Here is a 3,116-nt window from a genome sequence, read left to right as displayed (position 1 = left end):
TTTTTGAGCAATAAAACTTATCTTATTATTTTTAACTTCTTGTACTATCATTTTTCTAAAATCTGCTGTATATTTATTAAATTTTTGTCCTTTTCTTGCCATATAAAAATGCACCTCCTCTAAAAGTTTAGTAAAGTTCTTTTTTAATTTTACTTACTTTTTGGGGTGCAGTCTAAGTATGGAAATACTTTTTTATTTTGCCATATTTATCTTATTATGTTATGATTTAAAAAGGATTTAGGGGTGTAGTTTAATGGTAGAACAGCGGTCTCCAACACCGTACGTTGTGGGTTCAAGTCCTGTCACCCCTGCCAGTTTAAACAGTGGAAGTATACCCAAGTCTGGTTGAAGGGGGCGGTCTCGAAAACCGTTAGATGGAGTGATCCATGCAAGAGTTCGAATCTCTTTACTTCCGCCATTTAATGAAGAAAAAATGAAAAATCATTTCTAATATTAGAAATGATTTTTCATTAATATTTAATTTTTGGAACAGCAACAAAAGCAATTGTGTTTAACCCTGCATGTGCAACAAAGATATTAGCTAAATTTTCGGTTTGGTAATTAACTTTTAATTCATTTAATTTTTGTGTAACATTATCTCAAACTTCGCTAGCACATTCACTTGTTTTTAAAACAAATAATTGAAAGTTTATTTTAACTGTTTTTTTAAATTTTTCTAATGTTTCAACTAAAGTTTCAATTAAATTATTTAAAGTTCGTGATGAGGCAATTTTTTTAGGATGTTCTCCTCATTGAATTAAAATTTTAATTTTAAATAAGTTAATTAATGATAATAAAACTTTTCCAACACGTCCACCTTTTGATAAACGATCTAAACTACCAGGAATCATTGCCATATATGTTTTTTGCTCAAGTTCATTTGTTTTTGCAATAATTTCTTCGACACTAAGCTTTTGTTTTGTTAATTTATTAGCATAAATTATTAATGTTTTTAAAGCAAAAGCTGCTGTATGATTACGAACAACATGAACTTTTCCACGATATTTTTCATCTTGACTTAAAAGATAAGCAGTTGCATATTGGCTTGAAAGTTTCTCAGCAATTGGATAATGAATAATTTCATCATATATTTTTAAAATTTCGTCATATTTAACCATTAATTCACCAGTTGATACTTGACTTGTTTTTGTTGTTCCTGTTTGAACAACTTCATAAAAATTATGTTTTGTTGTTTCTTCTTCCGTATCTAAGATATCAACTTCATTATTTAAAATAATGTGTAAGGGAATAACATGAATACCTAATTGTTTAATTTCTGCTGTTGTGAAACCTGCTGATGAATCAGTTAAGATTGCAATTTTTTTACTCATTGGTTGTACCTCCTTTTATTCATCTCAACATACTATCACAACCGTATTTGCTCCTGTATGAGCTGCTATAATATTTGACAAAATGTATGTTGAAGTAATTTTAGCACCCTCGTCTTCAATAATATTGTAAACTTCTTTTAATGTTTCATCGTCTGTTTTTGAATGCAATAAAATAATGTTTTTTCAATTTTGCCGTTCTTTTTTTATTTGTCCTAAAGCTGTTTCAACAGCTTTTTTAAATGTTCTAGTTTTATCAAATTTATCAATGCGACCATCATATCTCAAAATAGGGGTTATCTTTAAAAGCGATGCTAAAGCTGCCGCTGCCGCTGTAATTCGACCCCCGCGTTTTAAAGTTTCCAAACTTTTTGGGATAATAAAGGCGATAACTTTTGTTTTAATTAAATCAAGTTTTGATTGAATTTTTGTTAATTCAATTCCTTCTCCAATTCATTGATATACTAGATCAATCATATATACTAGCAGTTGACTTACCCCGTCAGTATCAATAACAAAGACTTTGTTTTTATATTCATCGCCTTGAGCTAACACTGAAATATTTTGATGCTGACCAGATAGCCCTTTTGATAATCCCATAAAAACAATGCCATCATATTTTTTTAACAATTCGTTTCAAGTACTTAAGATTTTTCCCATCGGAATTTGACTAGTTTTGATAACTTGATGTTCTAAAATATCATAAAATTCATTAAATGAAATAACATCTTCGTCATCTTCCACTTCACTTCCATCTGGAAAATTTAGTAATAATGGTAATAAATAAGTATCTTCATATTTTTTTAAATCGTCTTTCTTAATTCCAGACGATGAGTCGATTATTAATGCAACTTTGCGCATATTTTTCCTCCATTTATTTCTATCTCTTAAGTATCATTGAATCTAAGTTAAGGTATTGTTAACGTCTTAACAATATATTAATTATAAACTTTGATATAATAATTTCAAGGATGAAAGGAAGATAACAATGAAAATTACTACTGAACAGAAAAAAATGTATGAGACTATTTTACAAGCATTTGGACCATCTGGATGTGAGCAAGAAGTTGTTAAACTATTAAAACAATATTATCAAAAATATACTTCAGAAATAATTCAAGATAATTTAGGGAGTTGCTTTGCTGTAATTCGAAATCAAAAAGGAATTACAAATCCAAAAAAAGTAATGTTAATGGCACATGGTGATGAAGTTGGTTTTATGGTTAGCCAAATTAATAGTAAAGGTTTAGTTCGTATTAATCCATTAGGAGGTATTTGAGAACAAACATTATTAGCTAAACGAGTAAAGTTATTAAAAGATGATGGAACGTTTTTGATTGGTGCGATTTCAGCAATTGCACCGCATTTGTTATCACCAGAAGCTCGATTAAAACCAACGCCAATTGCTAATATGTTAGTTGATTTTGGTTTTTCTTCACAAGCAGAAGCCTATAAAGCTGGAATTCGAGAAGGAAATTTTGTAATTTGTGAAGGTTCAATAGTTTTCTTAAATGATAAACGATTATTATCAAAAGCGATTGATAACCGAATGGGTGTTATTTTAGGATTAGAAGTTTTAGAACAAGTTAAAAATAAACAATTAGACTATAGACTGCACCCCAAAAAGTAAGTATTAGTAAAAAAGGTTTATAAACTTTTATTTATTATATCCTTTTCTTTGCGGCTTGAATATCATTTATTTCATTTTTTAACATCATTAATATATTCGTCATGCGATAAGTAAATATTGTTATGAATTGTTGCTTTTTTTAATAAAGAATGAAAACT

The 3,116-nt window shown here is 28.7% G+C and carries 3 protein-coding genes and 2 tRNA genes; 3 read left to right on the top strand and 2 right to left on the bottom strand.

Annotation, left to right across the window (positions count from 1 at the left end; translation table 4 throughout):
* The first annotated feature begins 239 nt into the window (after window positions 1-239).
* Window positions 240-314, top strand: a tRNA-Trp gene (locus D9R21_RS05380).
* Between the two features lie 11 nt (window positions 315-325).
* Window positions 326-418, top strand: a tRNA-Ser gene (locus tag D9R21_RS05375).
* Between the two features lie 52 nt (window positions 419-470).
* Here D9R21_RS05375 and D9R21_RS05370 read toward each other — a convergent pair.
* Window positions 471-1,331, bottom strand: coding sequence for a DegV family protein (locus D9R21_RS05370; protein WP_126821400.1), 861 nt, complete (start codon window positions 1,329-1,331; stop codon window positions 471-473).
* 15 nt (window positions 1,332-1,346) lie between these two features.
* On the bottom strand, window positions 1,347-2,189 hold the full coding sequence (locus D9R21_RS05365) for a DegV family protein (protein WP_126821399.1): 843 nt from the start codon (window positions 2,187-2,189) through the stop codon (window positions 1,347-1,349).
* A gap of 127 nt (window positions 2,190-2,316) precedes the next feature.
* Between D9R21_RS05365 and D9R21_RS05360 the strand changes: the two genes are divergently transcribed.
* Window positions 2,317-2,958, top strand: a complete 642-nt coding sequence (locus tag D9R21_RS05360; protein WP_241568793.1) for a zinc-binding metallopeptidase family protein — start codon at window positions 2,317-2,319, stop codon at window positions 2,956-2,958.
* The last annotated feature ends 158 nt before the right edge of the window (window positions 2,959-3,116 follow it).

The sequence above is a fragment of the Spiroplasma endosymbiont of Megaselia nigra genome (assembly GCF_003987485.1).
GTDB lineage: Bacteria > Bacillota_I > Bacilli_A > Mycoplasmatales > Mycoplasmataceae > Spiroplasma.
The sequence above is the reverse complement of the archived record's forward strand: the minus strand, read 5'-3'. Positions and strand labels throughout refer to the sequence as shown.